The organism is Sphingomonas sp. 37zxx, assembly GCF_000786205.1.
Classification (GTDB): domain Bacteria; phylum Pseudomonadota; class Alphaproteobacteria; order Sphingomonadales; family Sphingomonadaceae; genus Sphingomonas.
In genome coordinates this window covers 22,329-35,231 of sequence record NZ_JROH01000024.1, presented here as the reverse complement: position 1 = coordinate 35,231, position 12,903 = coordinate 22,329, and the positions used below count along the sequence as shown (strand labels likewise).

General features: G+C 67.0%; 9 protein-coding genes. All 9 read left to right on the top strand.

What is annotated here, in order from left to right; translation table 11 throughout:
- Positions 1-11: 11 nt before the first annotated feature.
- The 9 genes from QU44_RS10880 to QU44_RS10840 all read left to right on the top strand — a co-directional run bounded on the left by QU44_RS10880 (position 12) and on the right by QU44_RS10840 (position 12,902).
- Complete coding sequence (locus QU44_RS10880) at positions 12-764, top strand: copper homeostasis protein CutC (RefSeq protein ID WP_033922177.1); 753 nt, start codon at positions 12-14, stop codon at positions 762-764.
- A gap of 93 nt (positions 765-857) precedes the next feature.
- Entirely contained in the window at positions 858-1,616 is a 759-nt protein-coding gene (locus QU44_RS10875) for a GntR family transcriptional regulator (protein WP_052134687.1), read from the top strand.
- Complete coding sequence (locus QU44_RS10870) at positions 1,594-2,667, top strand: SIS domain-containing protein (protein ID WP_156141098.1); 1,074 nt, start codon at positions 1,594-1,596, stop codon at positions 2,665-2,667. Before QU44_RS10875 ends, QU44_RS10870 begins: the two co-directional genes overlap by 23 nt.
- Positions 2,664-3,809, top strand: a complete 1,146-nt coding sequence (gene nagA / locus QU44_RS10865; protein ID WP_033922175.1) for an N-acetylglucosamine-6-phosphate deacetylase — start codon at positions 2,664-2,666, stop codon at positions 3,807-3,809. Before QU44_RS10870 ends, nagA begins: the two co-directional genes overlap by 4 nt.
- Positions 3,806-6,715 carry a beta-galactosidase GalA gene (gene galA, locus QU44_RS10860; RefSeq protein WP_033922174.1) on the top strand — a complete coding sequence of 970 codons (2,910 nt, stop codon included), beginning with the start codon at positions 3,806-3,808 and terminating at the stop codon, positions 6,713-6,715. Before nagA ends, galA begins: the two co-directional genes overlap by 4 nt.
- Positions 6,716-6,806: 91 nt before the next feature.
- Positions 6,807-9,287, top strand: a complete 2,481-nt coding sequence (gene ptsP / locus QU44_RS10855; protein WP_231621714.1) for a phosphoenolpyruvate--protein phosphotransferase — start codon at positions 6,807-6,809, stop codon at positions 9,285-9,287.
- Positions 9,284-10,981 carry an N-acetylglucosamine-specific PTS transporter subunit IIBC gene (gene nagE / locus QU44_RS10850; protein ID WP_231621713.1) on the top strand — a complete coding sequence of 566 codons (1,698 nt, stop codon included), beginning with the start codon at positions 9,284-9,286 and terminating at the stop codon, positions 10,979-10,981. The genes ptsP and nagE overlap by 4 nt, the downstream gene beginning before the upstream one ends.
- Positions 10,978-12,006, top strand: coding sequence for a N(4)-(beta-N-acetylglucosaminyl)-L-asparaginase (locus QU44_RS10845; RefSeq protein ID WP_033922172.1), 1,029 nt, complete (start codon positions 10,978-10,980; stop codon positions 12,004-12,006). Before nagE ends, QU44_RS10845 begins: the two co-directional genes overlap by 4 nt.
- Positions 12,003-12,902: an ROK family protein gene (locus QU44_RS10840; RefSeq protein WP_033922171.1), complete on the top strand. Its 900-nt coding sequence runs from the start codon at positions 12,003-12,005 to the stop codon at positions 12,900-12,902. Before QU44_RS10845 ends, QU44_RS10840 begins: the two co-directional genes overlap by 4 nt.
- Position 12,903: the final 1 nt, after the last annotated feature.

Here is a 12,903-nt window from a genome sequence, read left to right as displayed (position 1 = left end):
ACCATCATGGCATGACTTTGCTCGAAATCTGTGTGGAAGACGGTGCCGGCGCAGCGGCGGCAGTGGCCGGCGGTGCCGATCGCATCGAGCTGTGCAGCGCGCTGGCGCTGGGCGGGCTGACGCCGACCACCAGCTTGCTCGAGGCGGCTTTGGCGCATGCGCGGCCGGCGGGGGTGACCGTTCATGCGATGGTGCGTCCGCGTGCCGGTGATTTTGCTTATGCCGATGCCGATTTTGCGCTGGCATTGGCCGAGGGCAAGGCGCTGGTGGCGGCGGGGGCCGACGGGCTGGTATTCGGTGCGTGCCGTGACGGCGCGCTAAACGAAGCGCAGTCGCGCGCCTGGGCGGAATGTTTTGGTCAACAACAAACAATTGCAGGCAAGCCGATCGAGCTGTCGCTGCATCGCGCGATCGATCTGGTCGCCGACAAGGCGGCTGCGGTCGACATGGCGGTGGCGCTTGGGTTTCACCGTATCCTGAGTTCGGGCGGTGCGGTTTCGGCGCTCGAAGGTGCCGCTGTGCTGCGCGAAATGGTGACTCGCGCGGCTGGCCGGTGCCGGATTGCGGCAGGGGCCGGGGTGCGCGGCGGCAATGTCGCGCAGTTGCTTGCGCAAAGCGGCGTCGACGAAGTCCATGCCTCTGCATCGCGGTCTGCCGGCGCGGTCGACCCCTTGGTGGTGGCGCTTGGTTTCGACCGGGGCGAGCGCCGTATGACCTGTCGCGACGAGGTCGCGGCGCTCCGGCAAGCGATAAAACCACAATAAGTCCTGACAAGACCAGTTGTGGGTCGATGATGTGTCCTCTATCGTTTCGGGTGAGCAAGCATGAAAGAACAGGCGGCCGTGGCACGCATCGATATGACTGACAGCGCGGGTGGTGGTGGACCCGATGCATTTTCCGCGCGTATCGGGCGGTTTCGTGCCGATGATCCGTTGCCGCTGTACCTGCAACTGCAAGGGCTGATCCGCGACGCGATCATGAAGGGGGTTGCCGCCAAGGGCAGCGGCATTCCCGCCGAGCGCGATCTGGCGGTCGAATACAATATTTCGCGCATCACCGTGCGCAAGGCGATCGAGGGGCTGGTCGAAGAAGGGCTGCTGATCCGCCGCCGTGGGGCAGGCACGTTCGTGGCCGGTCGCGTCGACAAGGTATTTTCCAAATTGTCCTCCTTCTCCGAGGATATGGAGGCGCGCGGGCGCATCGCCAGCAGCCGATGGATCTCGCGATCGGTGGGGATCGTCACGCCTGACGAAGCGATGGGGCTGGCGCTGTCGCCGGGGACGCAGGTGATGCGATTCAACCGTGTCCGATTGGCCGATGACGAGCCGATGGCGCTCGAATTCACGACGATCGCGCCCGACTGTCTCGACAGCGTCGATGACGTCGATACGTCGCTGTACGCCGCGCTCGAGCGGACCGGGCATCGGCCCGTGCGCGCGTTGCAGCGGCTGCGTGCGGTGCCGGTCGGCGCGCAGCATGCACGCATTCTGGAAATCGACACGGGCGATCCCGTGTTGCTGATCGAACGCTGCGGCTTCCTGCCCGACGGCCGCGTCGTCGAATTTACTCGTTCCTATTACCGGGGTGACGCTTATGACTTTGTTGCGGAACTCTGACGCCGTGGTGGCGGAGCCCGAGAATGCCGGCCACAGCGAGACGCTGATGGCGATGGAAACGCGCGAGGCCCCCGATGTGGTCGCCCGCCTGCTGGCCGCCAATCATGATTCAGCGGCGGCGCTGGGCGATCGGCTGCGCGATGTGCCCCCCGATGTGGTGGTGACTTGCGCGCGCGGCTCGTCCGACCACGCCGCGACCTATGGCAAATATCTGATCGAGACCTTTGTCGGGGTGCCGGTTTCATCGGCGGCGCTGTCGGTTGCGTCGATCTTTGCGGCACCGGTGGTGACCCGCCGCGCGCTGGCGATCGGCATTTCGCAATCGGGCCGCAGTCCCGATCTGCTCGCCTCCGCTGCCGCGCAGCAGGCGGGCGGGGCGCATCTGGTCGCACTGGTGAATGACGAGGAGTCGCCGCTGGCCGCTGCCGCCGATACGCTGCTGGCGCTGCATGCCGGGCCTGAGCGATCGGTCGCTGCGACCAAATCGTGCATCGCGGCTATGGCCGGGCTGGCGCAGTTGGTCGCGCATTGGTCCAAGGACCGCGCGCTTGCCGATGCGGTCGAGGCGCTGCCCGAGTTGCTGCGGCGCGCGGTGGCGCTTGACTGGGGCGCGGCGGTCGCGCCGCTGGGTTCGGTCGAGCGGTTGTTCGTGATCGGTCGCGGCTATGGCTTTGGGATTGCAGGCGAGGCGGCGCTGAAGCTCAAGGAGACTTGCAGCATCCAGGCCGAACCGTTCAGCTCGGCCGAGGTGCGGCACGGGCCGATGGCGATCGTCGGGCCGGGGTTTCCGGTGATCGGCTTTGCCAATAGCGATGTGGCGGGCGACGATGTCCGCGCGGTGGCGGCGCTGTTCGCCGAGCGCGGGGCGACGGCATTGGTGGCGAATGCCGGCGATGAATCGGGGCCGCTGCCGGCGCTGGCCGCGCATCCCGCGATCGAACCCATTTTGATGCTCGCCAGCTTCTATGGCCTGGCCGAGCAACTGGCGCGCCATCGCGGGCTCGATCCCGATAGTCCGCCGCATTTGTCCAAGGTGACGCGCACACAATGACGAAATTGCGTTTTACGGGCGGATCGATTGTCGTCGGTGAGCAGCTGTGGGCGGGCGCTGAGATCGAGGTCGTGGATGGCCGCGTCGCGGCGCTGACGCCGTTGGCCGATGGTTCGACGGGCGGCATCGACCTGGCGGGCGGCTGGCTGATGCCGGGCTTCGTCGATACCCAGGTCAATGGCGGCGGCGGCGTGTTGTTCAACGACGAGACCAATGTCGAGGGCATCCGCGCCATCGGTGCCGCGCATGCGCGCTACGGCACCACGGCGTTCCTGCCGACCCTGATCAGCGAAGGGCCGGACAAGATCGCGGCGGCGATGGCGGCAAGCGACGCGGCGATCGCGGCTGGCGTGCCGGGGGTCGTCGGCGTGCATATCGAAGGGCCGATGCTGAACCCCATCCGCAAGGGAATTCACGACGAAGCGCGGTTTCGCCCCTTCGACGAGGAAATGTTCGCGCTGTTGACCCAGCCGCATCGCGGCACGGTGATGGTGACCCTGGCCCCCGAATGCGTGTCGCCCGACAATATCGCCCGGCTGTCGCAAGCCGGGGTGCGGGTGAGCGCCGGGCATAGCGAGGCGACCTATGAGGAAGCACTCGCGGCGTTCGATGCCGGGCTGGTGGGGATCACGCATTTGTTCAATGCGATGCCGGCCATGCGGCAGCGTGCGCCGGGGCTGGTCGGTGCGACGCTCGACGATCCGCGACCCTGGTGCGGCCTGATCGTCGACGGCGTGCATGTCGCGCCATCGGTGCTGCGCGTGGCGCTGCGGGCGCGGCCGCTCGACCGGATGATGCTGGTGACCGATGCGATGCCCTCGGTCGGCGCGGTGGACAAGGATTTCGTGCTGCAGGGGCGGCAGATCCATGTGCAGGACGGCATTTGCATCTATGCCGACGGCACGCTGGCCGGGGCCGACCTGGATATGGCGGGCGCGGTCGCGCGCACCATCCGCGACCTGGGCGTGCAGCCACAGGACGCAGCGGCAATGGCGTCGACCAACCCGGCGGCGTTTCTGTGCCAATCGGCCGATCGCGGATCGATCGCGGTGGGCAGCTTTGCCGATCTGGCGATGCTCGATCGTGACTTTGCACCGGTGGCGACCTGGATTGGCGGTACGCAGGTGTTCGGCCAGGCATGACCTTAAGCCGGCGCAGATTGCTGCGTGGTTCGGCGGCACTCGGCATCGGCATAGGGTTTGTGCGGCAGGCGGAGGCGGCGATGCCGCCGCTGGCGCTGGCCGATGGGGCCGGCGCGTTGCCGATGCCGCTGCCGTCCGACGCGCTGCCCCAACCGTTGCCGATCGTCGATCCGGGCCGCATCCGGTTTGAGCGCGGATGGCGGTTTCATGAAGGCGACATCGACGTGCCGCCGCCGCATGGCCATCATGAGACGTATCTGAGCGTCAAGGCGGGCAACGCTTTGGGCGCGGCTGCGATCGAATATGACGACAGCGACTGGCAGGCGGTGGAACTGCCGCACGATTGGGCGTCGTTTCAGCCGTTCGTCGAAACCGCCAATGTCTCGCAAGGCTATCGCCCGCGCGGTATCGGCTGGTATCGCCGCCGTTTCCGCATTGATCCGGCCAATCGCGGCAAGCAGCTGGAATTGCAGTTCGACGGCATCGCCACCCATGCGACGGTGTGGATCAACGGCAATATCGCGGCGCGTAGCTGGAGCGGCTATAGCGCGGTGATCGTCGATCTGACGCCGTTCGCCAATTTCGGCGACGAAGGCAATGTCATCGCCATCCGCGTCGATGCCGAGGCGATGGAGGGATGGTGGTATGAAGGCGCGGGCATCTATCGCCACGCCTGGCTGGCGGTGCGCGCGCCCTGCGCCATCGCCACCGACGGGGTGCATTGCGATCCCCGCCGCCTGGCCGACGGGAGCTGGCAGGTGCCGGTCGATGTCGCGATCCGCAATGTCGGTGATGTTCGGGTAAGCGTCACGGCAGAGGCCGCGCTGATCGCTCCCGATGGCACCATATTGGCCACCGGCGAGGTTGCGGGCGATGTGCCGGTGCTGGGCGAGCATGACCTGCGCGTGACACTCGGCGCGGGTTCGCCGGTTTTATGGTCGGTCGAAACGCCGGTGCTGTACCGCGTTCGCGTCCGGCTGAAGCGCGATGGTGCGGTGGTCGACGAACGCATCGTGCCGATCGGCTTTCGCACCATTCGCTTCGATGCCGATCGGGGCTTTTTCCTGAACGACGGCCACGTGAAGCTGAAAGGGGTGTGCCTGCATCAGGACCATGCCGGCGTCGGCGTGGCGGTGCCCGACATGCTGCTCGCCTGGCGGCTGGAGCGGCTGAAGGCGATGGGATGCAACGCCATTCGCGCCTCGCACAATGCCCAGGCCCCCGAGTTTCTGCACCTGTGCGATCGGATGGGGTTTCTGGTCGTCAACGAAAACCGCATTTTCAATCCCAGCCCCGATTATCTGGCGCAGCTCGAATGGCTGGTGCGCCGCGACCGCAATCATCCCAGCGTCATCCTGTGGTCGGTGTTCAACGAAGAGCCGATGCAGGGCAGCATCGCCGGCGTCGAAATGGTGCGGCGGATGGAGGCGGCGGTGAAGCGGCTGGACGACAGCCGCCCGGTGACCGCGGCGATGAACGGGGCTTTCTATGATCCGGTCAATGTCAGCCAGGTCGTCGACGTCATGGGCTTCAACTATTATCAGGAGCATTATGACCGCTTTCATGCGGCCAATCCCCGGCTGCCGATCTTCAGTTCGGAGGATACCAGCGCCTATCAGACGCGCGGCGCATTCGCGACCGACCTGAAGGCGCATGTCCACACATCCTATGACGAGGAAGCGGCGGACTGGGGCGGGACGCATCGCGCAAGCTGGAAGCGGATTGCCGACAGGCCGTTTGTCGCGGGCGGCTTTGTCTGGACCGGCTTTGATTATCATGGCGAGCCGACGCCGCATGCCTGGCCGACGATTTCGAGCTTTTTCGGGATCATGGACCTGTGCGGTTTCCCCAAAACCGCGTTCGACATTCATCGCGCGCATTGGCTGGAGACTGAGCCAATGGTTTCGATCGCGCCGCACTGGAACTGGGCCGGGCGCGAGGGGAAGCCGATCAAGCTGTTGGTCATGTCCAATGCCGAGCGGGTTACGCTGCGGCTGAACGGGCGGATGATCGGCGACGCGGCGGTCGATCCGATCATGGGCAATGCATTTACCCTTGCCTATCAGCCCGGGCGGATCGAGGCCGAGGCGTGGCGCGGTGGCCGGATCGTTGCGCGCGCGGAGCATGAGACGACGGGCGAGCCGGTGGCGCTTCGCTTGATGCCCGCGCGAGCCCGGATGCGCGGCGATGGCGAGGATGTGCAGCCGATCACGATCGATGCGGTCGATCGCATGGGGCGTCACGTCCCGACCGCGAACCTGATGACTCGGTTCACGGTGGAGGGGGGGGCGATCCTGGGGATCGGCAATGGCGACCCCAACAGCCATGAACCCGAAAAGGGCAATCAGCGGTCATTGTTCAACGGCCTGGCGCAAGTGATCGTTCAGGCGCTGCCGGGGGCGGGGGTGATTCACATTCGCGCGCAGGCCGATGGGCTGAAACCGGCGTCACTGCGGCTGCGGCGCATGGCCTCGTCACCCCCCGAACAGGTGCCGGTGGTCGCGGCCCGGACGCTGGTGCGGATGTGGCGGCGTTCGCCTGCGTTCGATGCCCCGCCCTTGCCCATGCTGATGCCCGGCGATGGCGACAATAATAGCTGGGAGCAGCTACGCAGCGGCACCGCAACGCCAGCATCGGCGATGGGCAACTGGCGGATTTATCGCACGGCGATAACCCCTTCGCGCCTGGTGGCCAGGGACGGCGGCACGATCCTGTTCGAGGCGATTGCCGGGCGTGCTACGTTGTGGATCGATGGCGAGCAGGTGGCGGCCAAGGCCGGGGATGCGCCGGCCAGCCTGTCCGCGAGGCTTGCGGCGGGCACCGACCGGCATATCATTGTGCTGATCATCGAAGCATCGGCTGGCAAGCCTTCGGGGATCATGGGGCCGGTATATATCGCGACCTGATGTCGCCCGTAGGAAATTGGTAATATATCGGTATTGCATAAGTCTGAATCGCGGCTAGGCTGAAGCTTGCGCAAGGGGGATAAGACGCTTGTTGACGCTTGATCTTAATGCACCGATGGCTGGATGGTGTACGCCGCTGGATAGCGTGCCCGACGCGGTATTCGCGGGACGGCTGATGGGCGATGGGGTGGCGATCGACCCGACGGGCGATACGCTGCACGCGCCATGCGATGGTGTCGTGGTGACGATCCATGATTCGCGCCACGCCATCACGCTGCGCGCCGACAATGGCATCGAGCTGTTGATGCATATCGGCATCGACACGGTCGCGCTGCACGGCAAGGGCTTTACCGCGCTGGTCGAAATCGGTGCGGCGGTGTGCGCCGGCGATCCGCTGATCCGTTTTGACCTCGACCATCTGGTGCAACATGCGTCCGCCGTCATCACGCCGTTGATCGTCACCAGCGAGGGCCTGCGGGTCACGCCGCTGGCGATCGGCACGATGGTTGCGGTCGGCACGCCGCTGGCGCGGGTCACCGGCGAGAGCGCCAGTGCGGAATCGGCGGCCCCGTCGCTTGCCCTGCAATCGCGCGAGCTGGTGGTGCAGCTTGCCCACGGACTGCATGCGCGACCGGCGGCCACGATCGCCGCCGCGCTGCGCGAACTGGATGCCGACGTGACCCTGTCGGCGAACGGCAAGCAGGCATCGGCGCGCAGCGTGGTTGGGCTGCTGGGGCTTTCGCTCGGCTTTGGCGATCATGTGGTGGCGACTACCTCCAGCGGCGACGCCCCGATGCTGTTCGACCGCCTGGCGATATTGCTGTCGGCTGAGGCAGAAGTGGATGCCGAGCCGGCGCAAACCGCCGCGGCCCCGCGTGCGGCTTCGTCGCTGCCCGAAAATGCGCTGCAGGGGGTTGGCGCGGCACCCGGCCTTGCGATCGGTCCTGCCTTTCGCCTGACGCGGCAGGCGCTTTCACTGCCGTCGCAGGGCGAGGGTGTTGCGGCTGAACATGCACGGCTGAACGATGCGCTAGCGAAGGTGCAGCAGACGCTGCGCGATGAGGCGGGCGGCACGGTTTCCAAGGGTATCGCGACGGCGCATCTGGCGCTGCTCGATGACCCGGCCTTACGCGATGCGGCCAAGCTGCGGATCGAGGCGGGCGCGCATGCCGGCACCGCGTTTCACGAAGCCGCGCTGGCCGAGGCGGCGCAATTGCGTAGCTCGTCAAACCACCGCCTGGCCGAACGCGCCGATGATCTGGAGGATATTGGCCGCCGGATTGCCTTTGCCGCGCTGGGCAAGGAGGATGCACCCGCCAATTATGTCAATGGCGGCATCCTGATCGCGGCCGAGCTGTTGCCGTCGCACCTGCTGGCATCGGACGCGCAGCGGATCGGCGGTATCGCGCTGGAAGGTGGCGGCGCGACCTCGCATGTCGCGATTCTGGCGGCGAGCCTGGGCATTCCGATGGTGGTGGCGCTGGGCAAATCGCTCGAACAGGCGCGCGAGGGCATGTTGATGGTCGTCGATGGCGATGGCGGCGCGGTGCTGACCCAGCCCGACGATTCGCTGATCGTCGATGTCGCGGCGCGGATCAATCGCCGCCGCGAGGCCGAGGATGCCGCGCGCGCGGCGGGCGATCGGCCCACCCGGACCGCCGATGACGTGGCGATCGCGGTCTATGCCAATCTGGGATCGGTCACCGATGCCGAAGCGGCGATCCGCGAGGGTGCCGAAGGTTCGGGCCTGCTTCGCACCGAGTTTCTGTTTCTCGAACGGCCCGAAGCGCCGGGGATCGAGGAGCAGGCGCGCTGCTATCGTGAGATTGCCGAGACGCTGGACGGGCGACCGCTGACGATCCGATTGCTCGACATTGGCGGCGACAAGCCGGCCAGTTATCTGGCGATCCCGGCCGAGGAAAATCCGGCGCTGGGTGAGCGGGGCGTGCGGGTGTTGCTGACCCGACCGGCGCTGCTGGAGACGCAATTGCGGGCGATTTTGCGGGCACAGCAATATGGCCCGATCCGGGTGATGGTGCCGATGATTGTCGGCATGGGCGAGCTGGCCGCCATCCGCGAGACGCTGCACCGGCTTGCGGCGGAGGAAAATGTCGCGCCGCCGCCTTTGGGGGTGATGGTGGAAACGCCCGCCGCCGCGCTGCTGTCCGAGCGCCTGGCCGAGACCGCTGATTTCCTGTCGATCGGCAGCAACGACCTGACGCAATATACCCTCGCGATGGATCGCGGGAATCCCGCCGTGGCGGCGACGGCGGATGCGTTGCACCCCGCCGTGCTGCGGCTGATCGAGGCGACCTGCAAAGGCGCGGCGCAGCATGACCGCCCGGTGGGCTTGTGCGGCGGACTTGCCGCCGATCCGCTGGCGGTGCCGATCCTGATCGGGCTTGGGGTGCGGTCGCTATCGGTGCCGCCGCAGCAAGTGCCGCGGATCAAGGCAGTGGTGTCGCAGCTTCGGCTGGATGAGACGCAGGCGCTGGCCGGTGTTGCGCTGGGTTGCGGCACGGCGGCGCAGGTTCGGGCCTTTGCCCGCGATTTTTCGGAGAAAGCCGCATGAAGGGCGCGATGACGTTCCTGCAACCGCTTGGCCGCGCATTGATGCTGCCGATCGCGGTGTTGCCGGTGGCGGGCCTGTTGTTGCGGCTGGGCCAGCCCGATCTGCTCGACATCGCGTTTTTGAGCGCGGCGGGCGATGCGATTTTCAGCAATCTGGGGTTGCTGTTCGCGGTGGGCGTGGCGACCGGCTTTGCCCGTGACGGCAATGGCGCGGCGGCGCTGGCCGGGGTGGTCTGTTTCCTGGTGACGACGCACGGCACCGGCGCGTTCCTGATCGTGCCGCCCGCGTTGATCGCCGGATTGCCCGAAGCGGCGATCGGGACGGTCGGCACCGCCTGGAAAGAGGCGCAGATCGCGCGGCTGGACGTGCCGATCGGCATTGCATCGGGGCTGATCGGCGGGCTGTTTTACAACCGCTTCGCCACTGTGAAATTCCACGATTCGATGGCGTTTTTCGGCGGACGGCGGTTCGTGCCGATCGCAAGCGGTTTTGCCGGGCTTGGCTTGGCGCTGCTGCTGGGGCCTGGCTATGGCTGGGTGAGTGCCGGGGTCGACGCGATGAGCGTATCGGTGGTGGCGGCGGGCGGCTGGGGGCTGTTTGCCTTTGGCGTGCTCAACCGGCTGCTGCTGGTCACCGGGCTGCATCATATCCTGAACAATGTCGTGTATTTCGTGGTCGGCGATTATGGCGGCGTGACCGGCGATCTGCGCCGGTTCTTTGCCGGCGACCCGACGGCGGGCGCGTTCATGAGCGGGTTTTTCCCGATCATGATGTTCGGCCTGCCCGCCGCGTGCCTGGCGATGTATCACGAAGCCAAGCCCGAGCGGCGCGCGGCGACGGGGGGCATGTTGTTCAGCCTGGCGCTGACCTCGTTCCTGACCGGCGTGACCGAGCCGATCGAGTTCAGCTTCATGTTCCTGGCCCCGTTGCTGTACGGCATCCATGCGGTGCTGACCGGATCGGCCGAGGCGCTGATGAACGCGCTGGGCGTTCGGCTGGGCTATGGTTTTTCGGCGGGGCTGTTCGATTATGTGCTGAATTACGGGCGGGCGACCCGGCCGTTGATGCTGTTGCCGGTCGGTGCTGCCTATGCGGTGGTGTATTACGCCATTTTCCGCTTCGCCATTCGCCGGCTCGACCTGCCGACGCCGGGCCGCGAGCCGGGCGAGGCAGTGCCAGCGTCGCCGGTAGCGCTACAGGCGACCGAGCGCGGGGCGGCGTTTGTCGCTGCGCTGGGCGGGGTGGCCAATTTGCGCGAAGTGGGGGCGTGCACCACCCGGCTGCGGCTGGCGGTGGGCGATTCTCAGGCGATCGACGAGCCGCGGCTGAAGGCGCTGGGCGCGCGCGCGGTGCTGCGTCCTTCGGCGCATGCGGTGCAGGTGGTGATCGGGCCGATCGCCGATGCGGTGGCGATGGAAATGCGCCAGGCGATGGAAACGGGACCGGCGATGGATGGCGCGGGCGCGCAATCGACGCCGACCGCTCCCATGCCGGAAACCGGGGGGCCACTGCCCGATTATATCGTGCAGGCGGTGGGCGGCGCGGGCAATATCGTCGAATCGAGCTGCCACCAGGGACGTATCCGGTTGCAATTGCGCGATGCCGGCCTGATCGATGAAAAGGTCTCGGGCGTGCGCGGAGTTGCCCGGCCGCAGGCGAATGTCGTGCATCTGCTAATCGGAGACGATCGATGAACCCCATCAACCTCACCCGGCGCGGCGCGATCGGCGGCATGGCCGCCGCCGTGTCGGCGGCGACATTGGCCAAGACGGCGACGGCACAAACGGGGTCGGGCGGAGCAACCTTCCCGGTCATCCTGTCGACCTGGGATTTCGGAGTCGCCGCCAATGACAGCGCGATCGCTCGGTTGCGCGCCGGCGGGCCGCTGCTCGACGCGATCGAGGCGGGGGCGCGCGTGCCCGAGGCCGATCTGGCCAATCATTCGGTGGGCAAGGGCGGCTATCCCGATCGCGACGGCCATGTCACGCTGGACGCGGTGATCATGGACGATGCCGGGCGGGTCGGCGCGGTCGCGGCGCTCGAAGATGTGACGCATGCGGTGTCGGTGGCGCGCGCGGTGATGGATCGCACCCCGCATACCTTCCTGGTCGGCGAAGGCGCGCGGCGGTTTGCGTTCGACCAGGGCTTCACCCGCGAAAAACTGCTGACGCCCGAGGCTGACGCCGCTTGGCGCGATTGGCTGAAAACGGCGGAATATCGCCCGATCGCCAATACCGAAAACCGCCGCCGCCGCCCGGCCCCTGGATCGGCGCTGGATCATGACACGATCGGCATCATCGGGCGCGGCACCGATGGCCGCTTTGCCGGTGCCTGCACGACGTCGGGCATGGCGTTCAAGATGCGCGGCCGGGTGGGTGACAGCCCGCAAGTGGGGTCGGGCCTGTTCGTCGAAGCCGGGGTCGGTGCCGCCACCGCCACCGGGGTGGGCGAGGAAGTCACCCGGATCGCGGGCAGCGCGCGCGTTGTCGCGTCGATGCGCGCGGGCATGTCGCCCGATGCCGCCTGCCGCGAAGCAGTCGAGCATATCGTTCGGCTGCGCGGCGCGGCGATCAATGGGATGCAGGTCGGCTTCATCGCGATCGGTGCCAAGGGCGATGTCGGTGCCTTTGCCCTGATTCCCGGCTTCACTTATTCGGTGACCGGCCCCGATGGCCGAAGCACGGTGCGAAACTCGCCTTATTTGAGAGCAGCCGGGTGAGCGATCTTTTCGGTTTCATCGAAGCGGGCGGGACGAAGTTCATCCTGGGTGTCGGCCATGCGCCCGACACGATTCTTCGCACCGCGCGCGTGCCGACGACGACGCCCGCCGAGACGATCGGCGCGGCGCTGGCGTTTTTTGCGCAGGCCGAAGCTGAATTGGGCAGCTATGCCGGGTTCGGCATCGCCAGTTTCGGCCCGGTCGATGTCGATCCGGCATCGCCCACATGGGGCCATATCACCCAGACCCCAAAGCCGGGCTGGAGCGGGGCCGATATGGTCGGCCCCTTCACCCGCCGATTTGGCTGTTCGGCGGGGTTCGATACCGATGTGAACGGCGCGCTGCTGGCCGAATGGCACCAGGGCGCGGCGATGGGCGCGGATATTGCGACCTATGTCACCGTGGGCACGGGCATTGGTGGCGGCGCGATCGTGCAGGGCGAATTGCTGCACGGCCTGCGCCACCCCGAAATGGGCCATGCCCGGCCCGAGCGGCATCCCGACGACCGCGAATTTGCTGGTACGTGCCGGTTTCATGGCGGCTGTCTGGAGGGGCTGGCGAGCGGGCCGGCGGTGAAGGCGCGCTGGGGCGCGTCGCTGTCCGAGCTTCCCGCCGATCATCCGGGACATCGGATCATCGGGCATTATCTGGGGCAATTGGTGGTGTGGCAGCAGGCATTGCTGTCGCCGCGCCGGATCGTGTTCGGCGGCGGCGTGATGGATACGCCGGGGCTGATCGACCATGTCCGCGAGGCTGCAAGCGATCTGGCGCAGGGCTATTTCGGCGTCGATCGCGCCGGCTATGATGCGCTGGTGGTGCCGACGGCGCTGGGCGGAAACGCGGGATTGCTGGGGGCGCTGGCGCTGGCCAGCCGATGTGGCAGCACCGGGGTTTGAC

Bases quoted from the DNA above. Each gene is read 5' to 3' on its own strand.
- nagA (WP_033922175.1), top strand. From the start codon at position 2,664: ATGACGAAATTGCGTTTTACGGGCGGATCGATTGTCGTCGGTGAGCAG.
- nagE (WP_231621713.1), top strand. From the start codon at position 9,284: ATGAAGGGCGCGATGACGTTCCTGCAACCGCTTGGCCGCGCATTGATG.
- QU44_RS10845 (WP_033922172.1), top strand. From the start codon at position 10,978: ATGAACCCCATCAACCTCACCCGGCGCGGCGCGATCGGCGGCATGGCC.
- QU44_RS10880 (WP_033922177.1), top strand. From the start codon at position 12: ATGACTTTGCTCGAAATCTGTGTGGAAGACGGTGCCGGCGCAGCGGCG.
- QU44_RS10870 (WP_156141098.1), top strand. From the start codon at position 1,594: ATGACTTTGTTGCGGAACTCTGACGCCGTGGTGGCGGAGCCCGAGAAT.
- QU44_RS10875 (WP_052134687.1), top strand. From the start codon at position 858: ATGACTGACAGCGCGGGTGGTGGTGGACCCGATGCATTTTCCGCGCGT.
- galA (WP_033922174.1), top strand. From the start codon at position 3,806: ATGACCTTAAGCCGGCGCAGATTGCTGCGTGGTTCGGCGGCACTCGGC.